At 37.4% G+C, this 20,832-nt stretch carries 15 protein-coding genes; 5 read left to right on the plus strand and 10 right to left on the minus strand.

Features of this window, described 5'->3' with window-relative positions; genetic code table 11:
• Positions 1–17 precede the first annotated feature (17 nt).
• On the minus strand, positions 18–857 hold the full coding sequence (locus tag BKM32_RS05535; protein ID WP_053976830.1) for a hypothetical protein: 840 nt from the start codon (positions 855–857) through the stop codon (positions 18–20).
• A 229-nt stretch (positions 858–1,086) separates the two neighbouring features.
• Between BKM32_RS05535 and gdhA the strand changes: the two genes are divergently transcribed.
• Positions 1,087–2,430, plus strand: a complete 1,344-nt coding sequence (gdhA, locus tag BKM32_RS05540) for an NADP-specific glutamate dehydrogenase (RefSeq protein ID WP_076662879.1) — start codon at positions 1,087–1,089, stop codon at positions 2,428–2,430.
• Between the two features lie 54 nt (positions 2,431–2,484).
• Here the strand turns inward: gdhA and BKM32_RS05545 are convergent, their stop codons facing one another.
• Positions 2,485–3,540: a hypothetical protein gene (locus BKM32_RS05545; protein ID WP_076662880.1), complete on the minus strand. Its 1,056-nt coding sequence runs from the start codon at positions 3,538–3,540 to the stop codon at positions 2,485–2,487.
• A complete protein-coding gene (locus BKM32_RS05550) occupies positions 3,540–4,574 on the minus strand; it encodes an MBOAT family protein (protein WP_253187422.1) in 1,035 nt (344 codons plus the stop codon). The genes BKM32_RS05545 and BKM32_RS05550 overlap by 1 nt, the downstream gene beginning before the upstream one ends.
• Before the next feature lie 475 nt (positions 4,575–5,049).
• On the opposite strand from BKM32_RS05550, the gene BKM32_RS05555 reads away from it, so the two are divergent.
• Both BKM32_RS05555 and recO read left to right on the plus strand, forming a co-directional pair.
• Positions 5,050–7,449, plus strand: coding sequence for a two-component regulator propeller domain-containing protein (locus BKM32_RS05555; RefSeq protein ID WP_076662882.1), 2,400 nt, complete (start codon positions 5,050–5,052; stop codon positions 7,447–7,449).
• A gap of 12 nt (positions 7,450–7,461) precedes the next feature.
• Positions 7,462–8,181 (plus strand): DNA repair protein RecO, encoded by a 720-nt coding sequence (gene recO / locus BKM32_RS05560; RefSeq protein WP_076662883.1) that lies wholly within the window; start codon positions 7,462–7,464, stop codon positions 8,179–8,181.
• A 29-nt stretch (positions 8,182–8,210) separates the two neighbouring features.
• Here recO and BKM32_RS05565 read toward each other — a convergent pair whose 3' ends face one another.
• A complete protein-coding gene (locus tag BKM32_RS05565) occupies positions 8,211–12,647 on the minus strand; it encodes a choice-of-anchor D domain-containing protein (protein ID WP_076662884.1) in 4,437 nt (1,478 codons plus the stop codon).
• A gap of 115 nt (positions 12,648–12,762) precedes the next feature.
• Here BKM32_RS05565 and BKM32_RS05570 point away from each other — a divergent pair, with 115 nt between their 5' ends.
• Positions 12,763–13,236 (plus strand): regulatory protein RecX, encoded by a 474-nt coding sequence (locus BKM32_RS05570; protein ID WP_076662885.1) that lies wholly within the window; start codon positions 12,763–12,765, stop codon positions 13,234–13,236.
• 53 nt (positions 13,237–13,289) lie between these two features.
• Here the strand turns inward: BKM32_RS05570 and BKM32_RS05575 are convergent, their stop codons facing one another.
• The 3 genes from BKM32_RS05575 to BKM32_RS05585 form a co-directional block, all read right to left on the minus strand.
• Positions 13,290–13,781: a DUF6646 family protein gene (locus BKM32_RS05575; RefSeq protein ID WP_053992662.1), complete on the minus strand. Its 492-nt coding sequence runs from the start codon at positions 13,779–13,781 to the stop codon at positions 13,290–13,292.
• Between the two features lie 45 nt (positions 13,782–13,826).
• Positions 13,827–14,693 (minus strand): cupin-like domain-containing protein, encoded by an 867-nt coding sequence (locus BKM32_RS05580; protein ID WP_076662886.1) that lies wholly within the window; start codon positions 14,691–14,693, stop codon positions 13,827–13,829.
• A 92-nt stretch (positions 14,694–14,785) separates the two neighbouring features.
• On the minus strand, positions 14,786–16,606 hold the full coding sequence (locus tag BKM32_RS05585) for a TonB-dependent receptor (RefSeq protein ID WP_076662887.1): 1,821 nt from the start codon (positions 16,604–16,606) through the stop codon (positions 14,786–14,788).
• 70 nt (positions 16,607–16,676) lie between these two features.
• Between BKM32_RS05585 and BKM32_RS05590 the strand changes: the two genes are divergently transcribed.
• Positions 16,677–18,179 (plus strand): PLP-dependent aminotransferase family protein, encoded by a 1,503-nt coding sequence (locus BKM32_RS05590; protein ID WP_076662888.1) that lies wholly within the window; start codon positions 16,677–16,679, stop codon positions 18,177–18,179.
• Positions 18,180–18,188: 9 nt separating this feature from the next.
• Here BKM32_RS05590 and BKM32_RS05595 read toward each other — a convergent pair whose 3' ends face one another.
• The 3 genes from BKM32_RS05595 to atpD form a co-directional block, all read right to left on the minus strand.
• Complete coding sequence (locus tag BKM32_RS05595; RefSeq protein WP_076662889.1) at positions 18,189–18,734, minus strand: hypothetical protein; 546 nt, start codon at positions 18,732–18,734, stop codon at positions 18,189–18,191.
• A 108-nt stretch (positions 18,735–18,842) separates the two neighbouring features.
• Positions 18,843–19,139: a F0F1 ATP synthase subunit epsilon gene (locus tag BKM32_RS05600; protein ID WP_076662890.1), complete on the minus strand. Its 297-nt coding sequence runs from the start codon at positions 19,137–19,139 to the stop codon at positions 18,843–18,845.
• Positions 19,140–19,153: 14 nt separating this feature from the next.
• Positions 19,154–20,662, minus strand: coding sequence for a F0F1 ATP synthase subunit beta (gene atpD / locus BKM32_RS05605; protein ID WP_076662891.1), 1,509 nt, complete (start codon positions 20,660–20,662; stop codon positions 19,154–19,156).
• Positions 20,663–20,832 lie beyond the last annotated feature (170 nt).

Here is a 20,832-nt window from a genome sequence, read left to right on the forward strand (position 1 = left end):
TATTAGTTGTATATCGTTTAATCTAGGTAATAAATGTATCCAAAATTCAACCAGATCAACCAGTCGTTATATTTGTTGTAGCTCAATTTATGGTTAAAGCCATCAATCCAATCACTGAAATAGTATTGCCAACGTAGGTCTAGCATCAAATCGGATAGGATTCCTAGTTTGTATCGCACTCCCACACTAGTAACAACCGACCATGTGTTGATATGATCTGTATTGATTGGGTATTCTCTCGCTAAAGGCGAAGCTCCAGGAGGTAGTGGTGGTAAATAAACAGGATTTTCAAACCAGTATGAATAGATGTTGCTAGGATCATTAATATTGCCATTGCCATGTGTGGTACTAGCTTGGGGCGATGCCGAAGTATAGTGGGCCCCCAAACTTACGAAAGGCGCAAATCTGTAACTAAATGCTTGAAACGAACGGATACTTCTAGGAAAATATTCCAGCTGCATTCCCACATCAAAGTTTTCAGCAACACCATGATGATCTCTTAAACGTTGTGCATTTTCACTAGTTTTGCTGGGTCTTACCCATTGGCCATGGTGATCCAAAATGGTTTTGTTCCATGAAATTTCCGATCTTAGCTTGAAATGATCATTGAAATAAGTATCTGTGGAATAACAGTTACAATCGGCTCTATATGCAAAATTAATATAGTGGATAAGCCCTATACCAATCCCGGAGTTACCGTAGTTGGTCTCCTCATCATTTCGGCTTCCAAAATCTGAACGGAATTGTACCGGACCTATAATTGCCCCGATTTCGTGTGAAAAACCCAATTGAGAGAATCCATTATATGCGGTTGAAAAGAGAAATATAATGGATAATAGTTTGAAATTAAGCTTCATATGGTTTGGTTTGTCCTAGGGCAAATGTTGTTAACAAATATAGAAAAAGTGGATTAACAAACAAATAAAAGCATTTTAACAAGTAATTAAGTACAATTTTGAGGTTTAATTATGAGATTAACATTGAGTTAAATTTATTTTGAGAATATCAAAAAAATAAGTTTAATTTTTTAAAGATTCCCTATCTTTGCGCCTCGAAAAGAACCTTTGATTTTTAATATTTAATATAATGAGAGAAAAAATAGATGCTTTTTTAGACCTGGTAAAAGAAAGAAACGGGCATGAACCTGAGTTTTTACAGGCGGTTGAGGAAGTTGCAGAGACTGTAATTCCTTACATTGCAGAGCAAGATATTTATCACGGGAAGAACATCCTGTTAAGAATGGTTGAGCCAGAACGTGTCATTACTTTTAGAGTTTGTTGGGTTGACGATGAAGGCGAAATCCAAGTGAACAGAGGGTATAGAATTCAGATGAATTCGGCCATCGGACCATATAAAGGAGGTTTGCGTTTCCACCCTTCGGTAAACATGAGCATCTTGAAGTTCTTGGCCTTTGAGCAAGTCTTCAAAAACAGTTTAACCACATTGCCTATGGGTGGTGGTAAAGGAGGAAGTGATTTTGATCCTAAAGGAAAAAGTGATAATGAAATCATGAGATTCTGTCATTCCTTTATGAGTGAGATGTTCCGTCATATTGGTCCTCAAACTGATGTTCCTGCTGGGGATATTGGTGTAGGAGCTAGAGAAATTGGTTTCCTATTCGGAATGTATAAAAAGCTAAGAAATGAATTTACCGGAGTATTGACTGGTAAAGGATTGTCATGGGGTGGATCTTTGATTCGTCCAGAAGCAACAGGTTACGGTAACGTATATTTTGCACAAAGTATGTTGCAAACCAAAGGCGACAGTTTTGAGGGAAAAACAGTCGTGGTTTCTGGATCTGGAAACGTGGCGCAATATGCTGCTGAAAAGGCAACTCAGTTAGGAGGTAAAGTGGTAACATTATCCGATTCTTCTGGATATATTTTGGATGAAGAAGGTATCGATGCCGATAAATTGGCTTACGTAATGGAGTTGAAAAATGTAAAAAGAGGGCGTATTAGTGAATATGTAAAAGCATATCCAAATGCTAAATTCTTTGGGGGCAAAACTCCTTGGGAAGTGACCTGTGATATTGCTTTACCATGTGCGACTCAAAATGAGCTTAACGGAGACGATGCTAAAATCCTATTGGAAAATGGTTGTATCTGTGTGAGTGAAGGTGCTAATATGCCATCTACCAAAGAAGCGATTACTGAATTCCACAAAGCTAAAATCCTATTCGCTCCTGGTAAAGCTTCTAATGCTGGGGGTGTAGCGACTTCAGGTTTGGAAATGACTCAAAACTCTTTACGTTATAACTGGACAAGAGATGAGGTTGACAACAAACTAAAAGAAATCATGGCCAATATCCACGAAGCATGTATTGAATATGGAAAAGATGAAAATGGCTATATTGATTATGTAAAAGGTGCAAACATTGCTGGGTTTGTTAAGGTAGCAGATGCTATGTTGGCTCAAGGAGTGGTGTAACACATACTATCATCAGATAAATTTTAAAAAGCTTCCATTGAAAATGGGGGCTTTTTATTTTTCTAATAGGGATAGTGCTTGTACAAGATTACGTTCCACAATTTCAAAAATCACAACATTTGGCTGTTCTTTTTCAATTAAATCTTTGTCTAAAGTATAACCTCTTGTATAAATGGTTTCTCCAAAACTTTCATTGAAAAAGGGAATCAATCCTACGGCAAAAGAATCGCGATGCATTAATAGTTTATAAGGTACGTCAGGGTTTAAATAGTGTTGGAATGAAAATGATAATGAATCTGCTACCACCGAAGAATTTTGTTTTGTGAAAAATTGGGAGGTTTCGTTGGTGTGGATATTGATCATTTTTGTAATGTCTTCCTCATTTAAGGGATACGTTTTAGAAGAAAAATTTGATAATTGAGTTTTAGGGATTGGGAATGATTGATTAATCTTATCTGTAGCATAAGAATATCCAATATAAGCACCAAAATCATTCCAGTGTGTATTGGATTTGTAATATAGCTGTCTTTGGTTTTTATTTTGAAGAAGACTTTCGGAGGGGTCTATAATTTCAAAATCAATTTCTTTCTTCAAATATTCTTTAAGTTGCTCCAGTTTATTTGGGTTTTTATTGAGTTGAAATGGAAGGTGTTCAGGGTAAATATGACTTTTGTTTGGAGCGACAACCAAATAAAACTTTATGTTTTTTGAGTTTAAATAGGTGTTGATGTCATTTATATTAGATGAAATACTTTCCAATTCTTCTATTGAAACCTTATCATTTCCGAAGGTGTCATTTAATATGTTGTTGTGGTAATTTCCTAAGAAATACCATCCGTTATTGCCTTTTATCACACGATTGGGAATCGGGTTTTCATTTAGTATATCAGATTTAAATGAAAGATATTTATTGGTTAGCCCAGTCTTTAATCCAAAACTATCTGAATAAAATTCTTTGAAGTCTTTAAGAGAGGATTTAATCGATGGGAAATCTTTAGGATTTGTTATTATATAGCTCAAACCAGTAAACATTATTGCATTGGGAAGTATGAGCATTGCAATAAATACACAGTTAAAAATAAATGTTTTATTGGATTTTAGTTGTGCCATCAAAATCTAAAATAAATAAAGGGGTTGTAAGAGTCCGTAGCCACATAAAAACAACTGATAATGAACAAGGCTATTAGGCAAACAAATTTAACTGTATGAATGGATTCGTTTGATTTTGGAAAGATTCCAAGCCTTTTTAATCCTTTTTTGGTTGAATCAACAAGCGGTGTTGAGAAGGTAACGGCTAGTACTAATACAAATAAAACTTCTTTGGTCAGATAGAAATTTAAAAAGTCAATGTTTGTTTCGTTTTTTAAACTAAATAGATTGCCTAAATAATTTATACTGTCTTGTATGGTATCACTTCTAAAGAAAACCCAAGAAAGGCCTACAACCAATAAAGTATAGAGATGAGAAATTACATTTGGGAGCTTTTGTAGCCTGTCTTTAAAGCCTATTCGTTCAATAATCATGAAGCCTCCGTGAATCAATCCCCAAACTATAAAGGTCCAATTGGCTCCATGCCATAACCCTGTTAGCAAAAAGACAATAAACAGATTTAAATAGGTGAACATTTTCCCTTTTCTGTTACCGCCCAGTGAAATGTAGAGGTAATCCTTGAACCAACTTGAGAGGGTGATGTGCCATCTGCGCCAAAATTCCTGAATGGATTTTGAAATATAGGGGAAATTGAAGTTTTCTGGGAAATTAAAACCAAACATTTTTCCTAATCCTATAGCCATATCCGAGTATCCTGAAAAATCAAAATAGATTTGGAAACTATATGCCAAAATTCCTAACCAAGCAATAAGTGCTGACCTTTCATCGCTTGGCAAGTTAAATACACCATCGGCCAAAAATGCACAGTTGTTGGCAATAATCATTTTTTTAGCCAAACCAATAATAAAACGTTCCACTCCTGAAGCAAATAAATTTGAAGTGGTTTTTCTGTTGGTAAGTTCAGCCTGAATGTCCTTGTATCTCACAATAGGCCCCGCAATTAATTGGGGAAAAAAGCAGACATAGGTAGCGAAATTTATAAGATTTCTTTGAGCTTTTACCTGTCCTCTATAGACATCTATGGTATAGGACATTGTTTGAAAGGTGTAAAAGCTAATGCCTAAGGGTAGCGCAATATTTGAAAATGTGGAACCAAAATTAACTGGAACTTGCAGTGTGTTTAAGAGGTCGGCTAAATTTGAAAAAACAAAATTAGCATACTTGAAATATAGTAGTAATCCTAAATTAAAAACAAGGGACAGGAAAAGACCTGTTTTTCTCTGTCCATTATCAATAATTTGTCCGCTAATAAAATCTATTAGAGTAGATGCCAAAATTATGACAATAAGTTCCTTTTCACCCCATGTGTAAAAGAATAAGCTGGCGAGAAGAAGCAATAGGTTTTTTAACTTTTTTGGGACTAAGCGGTAAATAATAATTGTTAGCGGAAGAAAAAGGAATAAAAATATAGGGCTACTAAAAAGCATAGTGCTTGTTAAACAATTGAAAAGCCAAAATACAATAAATATTGCTATTTTTGGTTACTCTTTAGACTTCTAAATTTTTTTAATGAAACCTTATTTTTACGTATATATACTAGCCTGTTTGTTTTGTTTTAAAACTTCACTAGCACAGGATTTTTCCACCTTGTGGCAGGGACATTTTTCTTATTTGGATATTAAGGATTTTTCTAAAGGTGAAGACCATATATATGTGGCTTCTGATAATGCCATATTTATATATGATATTAATTTCGGGACCATAGAAGAAATTACAACGGTAAATGGTTTGTCTGGGGAGTCGATTTCAACTATTCATTATAGTGAAGCCTTTGATGAGTTATTAATTGGTTATGAAAACGGATTGGTTGAAGTACTTTCAAACAATTTTACAGAGGTAACGACGGTTATTGACATTCTTAACAAGCCAACCATTCCAGCTAATATTAAAAGGATTAATCATTTTAACGAGCATGATGGATATGTGTATATAGCAACTGATTTTGGTATTTCAGAATACGATTTAGAGAACTTAGAATTTGGAGACACTTTTTATGTGGGGATAGGTAGTTCTCACATAAAGGTTTATCAAACTACCATTAGTAATGGTTTAATTTATGCCGCCTGTGGGGATAATAATGCAATAAAAATAGGTGATTTGTCAAATCCAAACCTAATTGATTATACACAGTGGGAGACATTGGGTACTGGGAGTTTTGTTGGGATTGAACAATTTGGAAATAACTTATATGCATTCAAATCTAACAAAATCGCTTATGAAATTTTAAATGGCAATTTGAGCAGTATTTTTACATATCCACAAGTGCCTTTGGATATGAGAAGTGATGAAGACAATTTGGTGGTAACAACAAATTCTCAGGTATATCTTTATAGTGATGGCTTTGTGCAAACAGGGGTGGTAGACGCTCCTGCAGAATTGACGACCTCCTTTACTTCAGGTATTGTTGATTACCAAAATAATGTGTATGCTGGGACAAAAGGGATTTTATCAAGTGGAAAACCTGGCCATGGAGTTTTAAAAATGGCTGTTTCTGCTCCAGAAATCTATGATGAAATTCATCCTCAAGGGCCTTTGTTAAATAATATATTTTCAATTCAGACTCCAAGTAATGAAATTTGGACCGTTTTTGGAGGGTACTCATCCACCTATAACTTTAATGGAGGAAAGGCAAGAACAGGGGTAAGCCATTTTAAAAATGAACAATGGATCAATACGCCTTATGACACTATAGCCGCTGTTGTGAGTAATCCAAATTATCTTTCACATATTGCTGTTAATCCTATAAATCGTAAACAAGTTTATATATCATCTTATAGTGCTGGATTAATTGAAATAAACAATGACCAGGTAATACAGGTCTATAATCAAGATAATAGTACCATCACTCCTTTTGCGGGGAATTTGCATTTAACTCTTTCGGGTGCTTTTGAAAATGATGGTACCTTATGGTTGACAAATGGAAGGGTAGAGAGTCCTTTAAATAAATTTTCTGATGACCAGTGGACTTCCTTTGATTTTACCTCTATAATTGATGCTCCTCTGGAAAATATAGGATTTTCATCAACTATTGTGGATTCTCAGGGAAATGTTTTCTTCGGAAGTTATTATTATGGCGTGTTGGGGTTCAATGAAAATGGAGGCAATAATCTTATGAATTTTGTGGCTTCTGAGGAAGAAAATATGCCTTCTACAATTGTACGATCCCTTGCCTTGGATAATAATAATCAGCTGTGGATAGGTACCGAAAGAGGTTTGCGGGTCATGTATAATCCGGGAAGTTTTGTTGCAGGCTCACAGGCAAACGTACATGAAATTGTAATTTTGCAGGATGGTTTGGCAGAAGAGCTTTTAGTAGAGCAAACGATAACTTCTATCAAAGTAGACGGCTCCAATAACAAATGGATTGGCACATTGAATTCGGGTGTGTTTTACTTCTCTCCAGACGGTCAGGAAACTATTTATCATTTTACCAAAAGCAATTCTCCTTTACCTTCCAATGCCATTAATGATATTTCCATTGATAGTGAAAATGGTAGAGTTTATTTTGCAACAAGCAACGGTTTGGTTTCCTTTTTAGCGGGAGGTTCCAAAACAGAGGAGGATTTGGATGATGCTTTTGTATACCCCAACCCAGTAAGGCCGGAATATAACATTTTAGGGTTTGATGATCTTAACAATATTACCAAGGGGGTCAAAATAAAAGGGCTTACCGAAAATGTCAATATTAAAATTACCGATATAGAAGGGAATTTGGTAGCTGAAGCCCAATCAAGAGTAAATCAACGTACCTCAAGAGCGGGTTATAATTTTGCCATTGATGGAGGAACCGCGATTTGGAATGGTAAAAACCTTGCCAATAATGTGGTGGCTACTGGGGTGTATCTTATCATGATTTCCGATTTGGATTCTTTTGAAACTAAAGTGCTTAAGTTATTAATCGTTAGATAAAATCTTTCGCTCATGTTGTCCAAAAATAGGGTTATTGTATTGTCAAAGCTTAAATACCGGGACTACGATTTAATTGTGAAATGTTACACCTATAATCGAGGGACGGTGAGCTATATTTTAAGGGGTGTTCTCAAAAATAAAAAAGGGAACTCTAAGGTGGCCTATTTTCAAATGTTGTCACAGTTGCAAATAGATGAAGACTACAAACCCAATCATTCGCTTCAAACTATCAAAGATATTAAGGTAGAGCATCCATATGAGTCATTGCATACAAATGTGTTGAAGGGTTCTATCGTAATGTTTCTGGCAGAAGTCTTGTCTACCTCCTTGAGAGAAGAAGAACCTAATGAGGCTCTCTACGACTATTTGGAAAATTCTCTGTTGTTGTTGGATCACGAAACTCAATTTTCCAATTTTCATTTGTTGTTTTTGCTTCAGCTCACGAGGCATTTGGGCTTTTATCCGGACGTTTCGAATAGTTCCAAACCTTATTTTAATCTAAGTAATGGTCTGTTTGAAAGTCACAATGATGGTGTTTATTCTATATCTGATGAAAACTTGAGCATTTTAAAACAGTTGTTGAATACAAATTTTGAAGGCCTTTCCAATGTGAAACTGAATTCAAAACAGCGTCAATCCTTCCTTAATATGCTGTTGTTATATTATGAGTTGCATTTGGGGGATTTCAGAAAACCGAAATCATTATCGGTGTTTAATCAAGTGTTCAGTTAATAAGTGTTTAAGGGGTAAGTAAGAGCAATTCATTGTTTGATAAATTTTTTGTTCAGAAACTGTCCGTTGGATAAGCTGATTTTGGCAATATAGGATGCTGTACTTAAGTGAGATACATTGTAGGTCTCAGTATTACTGTTTCCTCTCAAATTATACATTTTCCTCCCCAACATATCCAAAATGTCAATTTGCATGATTTGTAATTGGTCATCGTTTAGTTTGAATTGAACTTCGTCATTTTGAAGCTCGAAAACTGATAATTGGTTAGGGTTTGCAAAGTAATTGTTTGTTGATAACGTATTAGCGGTGAATACAATTTCAAACCGTTTATTAAAAGTACCGACTTCCGAAGTGAACGAATAATTGGCCTCAGAAAGATTATGCGTAATGTTGAGTAAATTATCCTTCAAATAAATAGTATTTGACTCCATAAATGTACCTTCTATTTGAGCTATATTTATTGTGTATTGGGTTGATGCTGGGGCCACAGTTTGAAATCCTAAAGGAATCACTTCTTCAAAATTCAAACTTGCTGGAGACTTCCCTTGAATAGCAAAATTTTTATCCGTTCCCTCAATTATGGAATAAAAAGAGGTATACAAATTGTGGGTTTGTCTGGGCGCATCATAGGACATGCCATCAAAACTGTCGGTTGCATCTTCAAGGTAACTAATCAAAATTTGACCAAAACTATTGTTGCTTGAGGTCAAATTCAACCAAAGTCTTTCATTTGGAGTGTTATTGGCGACTTTAAAAAACTGACTGTTGCCATTCGTGTCCTTAACCCTCATATCGTTGTTAAATATGATTTGAGTGCTATAAATTGGGCTAGCACCAGTTGTGGTAGCATCATTTTCCATGGTTACAAAAAATCCTTGGCATGAAGGAATGTATCTATCGTTATTTGTTCCAACTATTGGAGAAACACCGTCTCCGCCAGCTGTTTCCCCAGACAAATTAATGATGGCATAATCTGCCTGCGAAAAATTTTCATTTTCGTTACCATTTGCGCTGCTAGAAGGCGCTGTGTTTTGCGACCATAAATATATCGCGCCAGCTATTTTTCCTGTAAGGTGGTTTTCTTCAAAGAACTTTTCCACGCTAATGGCAGAAGGGTACGGATTGCCTATAAGATTCCAATTGTCATCGTTAACTTCTGTGTCATTTCTATAAATATCTACTTCAATACTGCCATTGTTAAATGGGCCTTCAAAGGTATATTTGAATTGAAAGGGAGGAGTTCCTAGTGTGCTGTTGAATAGTCCGGCATTATGGGTGGAAGCATAACCTTTGCCAATTTCCATTAACTCTGAACCTGGAACCCATGTCCAATCGTTGCCATCGTCGTCAATACCATCTTGACCAGGCGATGCAGTATTATCATTATTGGATTCCATAGTAGCATCCAGATAATTTTCGGCGGTAAATTTGTAACGTCTATTTACTGAAGATTCGGCTAGACCCGTTTGGATTTGTTCATTGGTAACAGGAGAGCTCCAATAGGTGTATTCATACCAATGGTCCATTGGGGCAGTAAATTTCTCCACGGTAATTTTTGAAGGGTCATTCAAAACGTCTCCCTCAATTATTCCATCGTCATTGAGTTGGACAAAAGCACCTTGAGAATCTACAATGATATTGCCATTTACCGTTAAATCATTTGTCACCTCTACATAGGTGTTGTTGGCAATAGTAAGCGTATATTCTGAATTTACAATTAGGCTACAGGCTTCGAAACTGGTTTGTCCGTTAAGGTTAGTTCCAGTGTCATAATCTGCATTTATGATAACCGCCTTGTCTGAAGTAGGAGTAGAGGACCATGAGCTGCCATCCCAAATAGCCATTGTGGAAGGAAGGGATATGGCGCTAGAGTTTTGGTAACAAGTTGAGCCGCTTTCCATAACTTGGCAATAGTATTGGGCATCTTCAATTTCGGTAGTATCTAAAATGACAAGTGTATTAGAGGAGGTTCCAGAATAGATAGCATTATCAGAAAGTGGCATCCAATTAGATTGTGATGGGTAAAAGTAGTGCCAAAGATAAACCAAGTCGTTCATGTCATCGATTTCGTTATAGCCCTCGGTTGCTTCTACGGTTAGGGAAGTAGAAGTGCATCCTAAACTCGTGGCGTAAATGGTGTTCACGGTAGGAGGTATGCCAGTAGAAAAATCATAGTTTCCGATATTGGAATAATTCACATCGTTACAATCTTCCCAATTTGAAATGTTCCAATCTGAAGTACTAAAAGTAGGGTTGGGCAAGGATAATGAAGCAATGCGTTCAAAAGTAGCCCCACTTTCTCCAAGCCACAATCCGTAGGCCCAAGTTTGATCTCCTAAAACACCAAAAGCATCTATTAAAGCACTGTCTTCATAAAGCCCAATAAAATCATGGCCAATACTGGTATTGTAGTCTTTATGGAAATTAATGCTCACACCAACGGTAGTAATTTCCAATTCGGCCAAAGATCCATCGGCGCCATCGGCAGCACATTGGGTGTCCGTGGTTCCCATAACAATAACAAAAGTGCTATCTTGAAGAATTGTCCCTGAGTTTAAAGTAATAGTATTGTAGCCGGAGGTGTTACCATTGTTATAGACTCGTAAACTGTAATTTGTAGTTGAAAAATCAATGTTAGAATTGGTGGCATTGTATAATTCCACATAAGATAAACTTCCGGTTGGTGAATCCGTTACTTGACTAATGAAAAGGTTATCCAAATTTGCCGAATTACTGGTGTCACATCCAGAGATTGATTGGTCAATAAGCGTAAATGTATTGCTGAAGATACAACCACTGGCCAATTCTACACTGATGGGACCACCTATGGTTACGTTCGATGGGATGCTAACCGTTAGTTCTTCAGAAGAGTTTGAAACTATAGGAAGAGATGTGCCATTAAGTGATGCAGTTGCTCCCAAAAGGTTATTTGGGGAACTTATGGTGACCTCGGTGCCAATGGGACCTTCGGTAGGAGTAATTGTGCCACTTGTAGAAGGACAGGTTGCCGTGCCTTCAATCGTAAACGTATAAGGATTTTTATAGGGATCGGAATTTGTAATGGAAACAACGCAGCTTCTGGTCCCAGAATCTGTTGAGGGTTGAAAGGTAATGCTGAAGTCTGCATAGCTGCCAATGGAAATGGCGTAGGACGTGGAGGCCGTTACATAGAAATCGGCCGTATCTCCAGAAAGGGAAATGTTGGAAACTTCAAGAACGTCATTGCCAGTTTCGTTTGCAATACGAAAACTCTTGGTTTGACTCCCGGAATTGATGGTTTGTGATGCGAAAAGGGTATTGTTTAATCCAGAAGTTGTGGTGCTGCCATTAGCAATGGTGGGATTGGCTCCAATCACGCCTCTCACAATAATATTTGGAGCAGGCGTATATCCTTCTCCTAATAAATTGATAACGCAATCTCCTTCGTTATTATCATTGTTAATTATTTCCAAAGTACCATTTAAGAGGCCATCACTAAGAGGAGAAAACCTTATTGTAACAATCGTGCTTGAACTGGGATTGACCACAAGAGGCGTTGTAACACTTGGAAGGGTTATGGGATCAATAATTGAAAAATCCCCAGTGAGGTTAAAATTGCTAATTTCCAAATCGGCGTTGCCAATATTTTCAATGGTGAAGTCAACATCTGTATAGCCATTGTTACTTTCTGTACTTCCAAAGTCTATAGTGTAGCCACAATTTTGAGGGATGGCATCGGCGTCCAAAAGTTTTAATTCAGGGCTAGGACTTCCACTAGAGGCTGTTATTGAAATGTTGTCTAAGGCAAATTCGTCTCTAGATCCTGATCCCGAAATATCATCACCACTCCAGCGCAAATAATAAAAGGAACCATCTGCAATAGCCAAATCTGAGAGAGTGATACTTTTTGGGGAAGTTATTAAAACATCGGTTGCTACTTGTGGAGAATTATAATCCAGTGTTGTTTCATGGATATATGTTGTGTTATCATCGGAATGTGAGAAATTGAAGCTATTGCTTCGCTCTTGGTCATTAAAACAGAGAATGTCGTAAGTCAATTCCAAAGAAGTAATAAGGTTCCCTGTGTTGTTTTGAATGCGCAGTGTTAGGTCTCCCGGAGCCCAATCACTTCCAGTTGGTTGGATTCCTAATGCGATATCGCCATTATTATTAAAGGCATACCAACCTCCTGTTGATTCGCCATAAGTAGAAGTGCCTCTAGCATAATCTCCTGAATCTCCTGAATCTCCAAAGCTTAAATCTCCATCGCTATTTCCAGTATGGGACCAGGCATCGGAATCTAATTGTCCACTGTTGGGGTCTGGAGACCAGCCACTACCAGTAAAGGCATTGTTGTTTACATTGGTTACGGTGTTGTCAAAATCAATAGTGTAAGGGACACCTGTTGAGTCGATTTCTAATTGTCCAAAACTATATGTTGCCACAAAGGCGATAGCAACAAAACTGAGGGTTGGTTGTTTTGTCATTACGGATTAATTATTGGTTGGTTAAAAAATAAGACTTAAATATAAGTAAAATATCTAATATTCAGGTAGTTAGTTTGTTTTCGTCAAATTGTTTAATTGTTGTTATTTTTGAAACATGCAAACACACAAAACGTATACTGTAGAGGAAGCCGTTAAAAAGTTGGAACATTACTGTGCCTATCAGGAGCGTTGCCATAAGGAAGTCGTTCAAAAATTACGAACAATGCACATGATTCCAGAGGCTATTGACCATATTGTCGTGCACTTGCTTGAGCATAAGTTTTTAAACGAAGAGCGCTTTGCCAAAAGTTTTGTGAGGGGAAAGTTCCGAATCAAGAAATGGGGACGGAATCGGCTAAAGAATGAACTCAAGGCCAAGGAAATTTCTGCTTATAACATCAATGCTGCCTTAAAGGAAATTGACGAGCAGGAATATTTGGAAGTGTTTCAAAGCTTGGCAGAAAAGCAATGTGAAACTATTAGGGAAACCAATTCTTTTAAGAAAAAGAAAAAGCTAGCAGATTACCTATTGTACCGTGGATGGGAATCTCACTTGGTTTATGAAAAGGTGAATGAATTGATCCGATAAAAAAAGGCTGTTTTTTAAACAGCCTTTTTTTATATATAATTTGTTCCTTCAATTTATAGATTGAAGGAAGCTCCAAAACTAATGGTAAACTGATTGTGTAATTTCTCTGCTGGGGTTAAATGGCCAGTATCGTAAAAAGCGATAGGGTAAGTAGCTTCGGTAAACACACCAAAACCTGAGGTAAAGAAATAACGCGCTCCTAAGTGCCCTCCAAAATTCTTGATGCTAAAATCCAATCCAGGGTATAAATCGAAATCTTCGTGAATGTTGATGACATTTCCCAAATGTGCATTAAAGCGTGCTTTAACATCAAAACGGTCAATAAAATCGGCATCAAGGAATTCAGGTACATCCAGAGCGTAAGTAGAGGCAAATCCTAAAGAGATGTTTTCCCCAAGCCCGAAGTCGTAAGTGGCGTTGATTCCCGTAGCACGGTCTTGAAAATTGGCTCCAATCTGGAATTTTTTGTCGCCTTTTCCTTGAAAGGCTTGTGAGTAGGTTAAGGTGGCACATAACAAAAATGCCACAAATAGAATATTCTTCATGTTATTTGGTTTTTTGAGTGGACAAATATAGCACAACCAAAGAAGTTATGCGTTAAGATTTATTCTATTATGGGTTCTTGTAATGGCTTGTTCATTTTTCCAGTCTATCCATTTTTGTCCTTGTAAACGCCTCATAAAATTGTCCAAATAGCGTAATACGAAGACATTATAAATGGCGATTCCCAAATTTTTTGGGTGTCTCGGGATAGCTCTCAAACTCATGGAAAATCCAGGTGTTAGATATTTCATATAGTGCCAGTAGCCTTCGGGCATGTACAATACTTCCCCGTGTTCCAATTTAGTAGTGTAGCCTTCTACATTTTTTAGGGCAGGCCACTGATTGAAATCTGGATTGGAAAAATCGATATCTTCTCTTGTAATTAAGGAATAGGGAATTTTATAAAGATGCCTGTTTTGGTTTTGGTCGAACAGAATGATTTGTTTGGTCCCTTCAAAATGGAAATGAAAAATGTTGGCCAAATCAATATCATAGTGCATAAACGTATGCGAGTTCTCTCCTCCAAAAAATAACATTGGTAGCTTTTTCATAAGCTTAATACCAAAATCTGGAAATGAAAAATCGCTTTGTAGTTCGGGTACTTCCTTGAGGATATTCCATAGGAAAATGCGGTATTTGGTGGGCTCGCTTCTTAAAAGGTCGATATATTCCGCCATTTTCATTGTGGCGTGAGGTTGGTTGAAACCATCTTCGTGATGTACTGGACGATCATCGTAAAGAGGAACCGTTTTGTCTCCCGAAACCAATTTCATATACTCCAACGACCATTTGGAATAAGCAGGCCAATCTTCGGTTAAAGATTCAATAACCACAGGTTTTTGCGGCTTGAAGTAGTTTGCAATAAAGTCCTCTTTGGTAATTGTTTTTACGCGAGGAATGTTATAAAGCTTCAATAGAAAAGTATGAATAGTTAACGTCTAAAGTTAAGAAAACGTTAGGACATGATATTCATACTTTTGCTATTGTTGAAAACTTGCTTTGATCCTTAATTGAAATGATAAGTTGCCCCGAACAGTACATTGCCTTTAGGCATTGGTACTAAGTTAGTTTCGTAATATTCTTCGTTGAAAATATTGTTAGCGTAGAGAGATACATCCAATTGTTGAATACTCACGGTAAGCCCTGCGTCCCATACAGTATAAGCCTGTCCTGAGGTGCGTTCGGCGTATTTGTAGGTCAAACTTGGTTGCACAATTTTAAAGAAATGACCACGATAGCTCGCTGTTGCCTGATGCTTTAAAGAGTTGATAGAATATCTTGAATAGTCGATATCCAAATCTTTAATTTCATCTTCTATAAAGGTATAGCCAAGATCGATGTGTTGTGTGAGTCCAGACAGTTCAAAATTATAATTAAGGTTGGCTTCAAAACCTTTAGTGTTCAAATCTCTTATGTTTTCTGCTTGCCAAAGATCGTCCTCATTTACTTTTACATAATCAATAAGTTTTTGGGAATCTCTGTTGAAGAATGCCACAGTAGCATTGATGGATTTTCCTAGGAATTTAATCCCTATTTCCTCGGCAATGGCCTCTTCAGGATCCAATTGATCATTTCCTAAAGTTGTTGGGTCGCTGTAGTATAAATCGGTGTAGGTTGGGATGCGGTATGTATAACCAATATTTCCGTAAAGTTTTAATTGATCGGAAACCGAATACCCCACATCTACTCCAGGAAATGCATGGAATTTAAAATCTGAAAAATAGGTTACTGCCACTCCAGGAGTCACGTCGAATTTGTTGTTGAAAAATTTGAAACGGTGCTCCAAGAAGAAGTTGGTCATAAAACGGTCGCGTTTTCCTAAATTATTACTGGAAAGATAGGTTTGCGCCAAATCCATTCCAAATCCGGTTGTTCCAATATTGGAGTTGTAAGAACCGTGAAGTTCTGCCCCAATCTTGTTGGTTTGGTGTAGGTTTCTGTAACCTTCAGGATTGGTTCTTGTGTACAAATACATATCCTGATTTCTGCGCCAGTACAAACGAGGTTTCAGTGTTATGTTATTATGGTTGTAAACAGACGACAATCCTACCAAACTAGCTTGGGTTTCTTCATATTGATTAACTGCCGAAGGAGAGGCATAAAATCCGTTGGCTCCAAAATCGCGCTCTTGGAATGTAGCAATCAAATCTATTGGCATATGGTTTTTATTAAAACTACTTTTCAAAAAGTAATTCTGATTGTCATAATCGGTGTTGTAGCGATAGCCTTCAGACGTATTTCTGGAATAGTGAATGATGTGTGAGGTATTGCTAAGCTCGCTACCCACAGTTACTGAGGCATTTTTCTGTCCGAAAGAACCAGCTTGTACTCCTAAATCTACTCGGTTGTCCATAGATTTTTTGGTTACGATATTGACTGCTCCCGTAAAGGCATTTTGGCCAAATACTCTTGCCGCAGGCCCTTTTATGATTTCAATACGTTCAATTACTTCTAGGGGCAAGGCCAAGTTCATACTATGGTGCCCCGTTTGGGAGTCTTCCAATTTAATGCCATCAATTAACAATAGGGTCTGGTCAAAACTGCCTCCTCGAATGTAAAGATCGGCTTGTGAACCATAAGTTCCACGGCGGCGAACATCTACACCGGCGACTTGCTGTAATAAATCGGCGAGATTGGTGGCAGGGCTTTCCTTAATGTCCTTTGAGGTAATTACAGTTATGGTTCTGGAGTTTTCCTTAAAGGGAAGGTCAATACGCGTGGAGGTAATGATGACTTCGTCCAGGGAGTCCATTTTAACTGGTTCCACTTGAGCAATCCCCATTAAGGTTGATAATATAAATGCTGATGACAATAATTTGGTTTTCATGAATTGATGTAATTTAACTCTGCAAAAGTCGTAACTTTCCGGACGAGTAAACTAGTCCAGTTTTAAAACTATGAATAGTCCGGTTAATGATCTCTTAAAACAGCTGATTTTTTTTGAAAAATCAAGTTCAACAGCAGTTTATATTCAAATAGCACAGCAAATTATCAATGCTATTCAACGGGGTTATCTTTCCAAAGGTACGGCATTGCCGGGAACACGAAGTTTTAGCCAGCTTTTCAGTATCCATAGAAATACGGCTGTGGCAGTTTATGAGGAATTAGCCTCGCAGGGTTGGGTGGAGATTCTCCCGAATAAAGGAACCTTTGTATTGTTGCCGGAACAACGAACGGCTCCCATTAAGGCCTCAGCGCAACAAATTGACCAGGTTTATAACTATTCAAAAACAACTGGGTTTCAATTTCAACAATCCTTTCATTTGGCGTCCACGGCTCAGGAAACCAATGCGAAATATACCATTAATGATGGACAACCTGATTTGAGGCTGCATCCGGTACATCAATTTTCAAGGTGGTACAGTGCGGCCATGAAGCGAAAGTCTTTAATCTCGAAATGGAACCATACAAGTGAATTGTCTGCTTCGGTTTTTGAAACCCAATTGTGTAACTATTTAAATGCAACCAGGGGATTTCATATTCAACCAAACAATTTGTTGAGTACCCGAAGTACCGAAATGAGCCTGTATATCGTTTCGCAGTTATTGATCAAGCAGAATGATGTGGTATTGGTTGGGCAGTTGAGTAATTATGCCTCGAACATGATTTTTCAGCAGGCCGGTGCTGCTATAAGGACTATTCCTGTGGACGAATATGGTTTGGATGTAGATTATATTAGAACCCATTTTATAAAACGAAGTATTCGCTGTGTATATGTGTGCGCTCATCGACACTATCCAACCACTAAAACTTTGAGTGCTGAACGGCGTTTAAAGCTGTTGGAATTGGCGAAAGAATATCAGTTTGCAATTATCGAGGATGATTATGACTACGATTTCCAATTTGAAGGCTCTGCCATGTTGCCCATGGCGAGCGCCGATGCCAATGGTCTGGTGATTTATTTGGGGAAATTGGGGCAGTCCTTGTTCCCTAGTTTTCAAACAGGGTTTGTTGTGGCTCCTGAGAACTTAATTTTAGAGGCAAAAAACTATTTGCAATTGTTGGATCGTCAAGGTGATTTAATTCAGGAGCAAATGCTTTCGGAATTGATTAGTGAAGGGGAAATGTACCGTTTGATTAAAAAGAATGTCATTGTTTATAAACAACGGCGTGATTGTTTGTGTAATTTGTTGAAGATTCATTTTAAGGATGACATTTCTTATGAAATTCCGGCTGGAGGGTTAGCGATTTGGTTGGAATTCAAATCCAAAATTTCTTTGGTAAAATTATCCGAACAAGCTGAAAAGCATGATTTGTTTTTGCCAAAAACCATTTTGTATCAAGATGCAGATACTTGTGCCCTTAGGTTTGGTTTTGGACATTTAAATGAAGAGGAAATTCAATCTGTAATTGAACGGTTGGAAAGGGCTTATCATGAGGTATTGGGAATGATAGAATGATTAAAATTATTAAGAAACTTTTTCTAATTGTTTCCGTAATACCTCTTTATCCATCCATTTGTAATCGTTGGGGGTAGTGGCATCTAATAAATCGATATCCAATAATTCAGATAGTTCAAAACCAATCCGGAAGGCTTCCTTGGGATTGTATTCTTCGTAAAGTTCCCAATGTTTGTTGGTGTCGTACCAAAGATTCACTTCGTAAATTTTATGCCCATTTTCTAATGGTTGATGAAAAACAGATACATATTCGTAACTCGAAATGGTTTTCCATTGGCCTAGTTTTACTGGACCAATCTCAAAGGTTGAACGAAATCTAGATTTTTTTAGGTCAATGTGTACACTTTTTTGGAAGCAGAATGAAGTGCCAAAAACACTTAAGTATACTACAAATTTAAAAAGGAGGCCAATGTCCCTAATAGTCTTGTCATTCCACACAACGTTGAAGATGATAAGTATTATGAAATAGGTGGCAGCGGTAAAAAATAAAGCGGCTATTGGGATTTGCCATTTAGGCCGAGGACTCTCGGAAATGATAAGTTGGTTGGAATTCATATGCCAAATATAACAGGAAGTTTAGGTTATCCAAATTTACTTTGTTTGGCATAAAAAGAAAAAGCCAAACAGTATTGTTTGGCTTTTCTATGTTTAAGTTTCTGAATCTTATTTTTCAACAAGAATGATTACTTTATTGTCTTTCATTTCAACAGTTCCAGAATCTATTTTTAAGGTCAATACCTTATCATCTGCATGTAATGGGATGATTTCGGCAGGCAATTCCTTAAATCCAGGCTGACTTTTGGTGTGCGTATGGATTTTGATGGTTCCTTGTTGCAACAACGAGATAATAGGCGCGTGGTTTTGCAACATTTGGAATTCACCATCAACTCCAGGCAACACTACTGAGTCCACTTCTGAACTGAACAATGTAGCTTCTGGCGATACTATTTCTAAATACATAGTTTAGTGTTTTATTAAGCTTCAGCAAGCATTTTTTCTCCAGCTTCGATAGCTTCCTCGATAGTTCCTTTAAGGTTGAACGCTGCTTCTGGTAAGTGATCTAATTCACCGTCCATAATCATGTTAAATCCTTTGATAGTTTCTTTAATATCTACCAATACTCCAGGAATTCCAGTAAACTGCTCTGCTACGTGGAAAGGCTGAGACAAGAAACGTTGTACACGTCTTGCACGAGATACAGCCAATTTATCTTCTTCAGACAATTCTTCCATACCAAGGATGGCGATAATGTCTTGTAATTCTTTATAACGTTGCAATAACTCTTTTACACGTTGTGCACATTTGTAGTGCTCGTTTCCTAAAATGTCAGCAGTAAGAATTCTAGAAGTAGAATCTAATGGGTCTACCGCAGGATAGATACCAAGCTCAGCAATTTTACGAGACAATACCGTTGTAGCATCCAAGTGAGCAAACGTTGTTGCAGGTGCCGGGTCAGTTAAGTCATCCGCAGGTACGTAAACCGCCTGTACAGATGTAATAGATCCTTTTTTGGTAGAAGTAATACGCTCTTGCATCGCACCCATCTCAGTTGCCAATGTTGGTTGGTAACCTACCGCAGAAGGCATACGTCCAAGAAGTGCAGATACCTCAGAACCAGCTTGTGTAAAACGGAAGATGTTATCTACGAAGAAAAGAACGTCTTTTCCTTGTCCGTCTCCAGCCCCATCACGGAAGTATTCAGCAATTGTTAAACCAGACAAAGCAACACGTGCACGTGCTCCTGGTGGCTCGTTCATCTGTCCGAATACGAAAGTTGCTTTTGATTCTTTCATTTTAGACTTATCTACTTTAGATAAATCCCATCCACCATCTTCCATAGAGTGCATGAAGTCTTCACCGTATCGGATAATTCCAGACTCTAACATCTCTCTCAAAAGGTCATTTCCTTCACGAGTTCTTTCACCTACACCAGCAAATACAGATAAACCACCGTGACCTTTTGCAATATTGTTAATCAACTCCTGAATCAATACAGTTTTACCTACACCAGCACCACCAAATAATCCAATTTTACCTCCTTTTGCGTAAGGCTCAATCAAGTCGATTACTTTAATACCTGTAAATAATACTTCAGTAGAAGTTGATAAATCTTCAAATTTTGGAGCCTCTCTGTGAATTGGCAAACCAGATGTTCCAGCTTTTGGCAAATCACCAAGACCGTCGATAGCATCTCCAATTACATTAAACAAACGTCCGTAAACATCATCTCCAATTGGCATTTGGATAGGAGCACCAGTAGCGATAACTTCTGTTCCTCTGCTCAAACCATCAGATGAATCCATCGCAATTGTTCTTACAGTATCTTCACCAATGTGAGACTGTACTTCTAGAACAAGAGTGGAACCATCAGGTCTCTTAATCTCTAACGAATCGTAAATTTTTGGAAGTTCTGAATCAGCACCGAATTCAACATCGATAACCGGTCCTACAATTTGTGCAACTTTACCTGTAACTTTTGACATTACTTATATGTTTAATGTTTAGATATTTTAATACTGAAAAACAAGGACTACGCATTGAAGCGGGCTCCCCGTTTTTTGCGCTGCAAAGATATATTTTTTTAATTTAATAATAAAGCCATTTTTTTTAGTTTTTCAGGATAAAAAAACGCCTACTTGATAGAGTTTGACAA

Origin of the sequence: Mangrovimonas sp. DI 80 (genome assembly GCF_001975575.1) — a bacterium.
GTDB classification, from domain to species: domain Bacteria; phylum Bacteroidota; class Bacteroidia; order Flavobacteriales; family Flavobacteriaceae; genus Mangrovimonas_A; species Mangrovimonas_A xylaniphaga.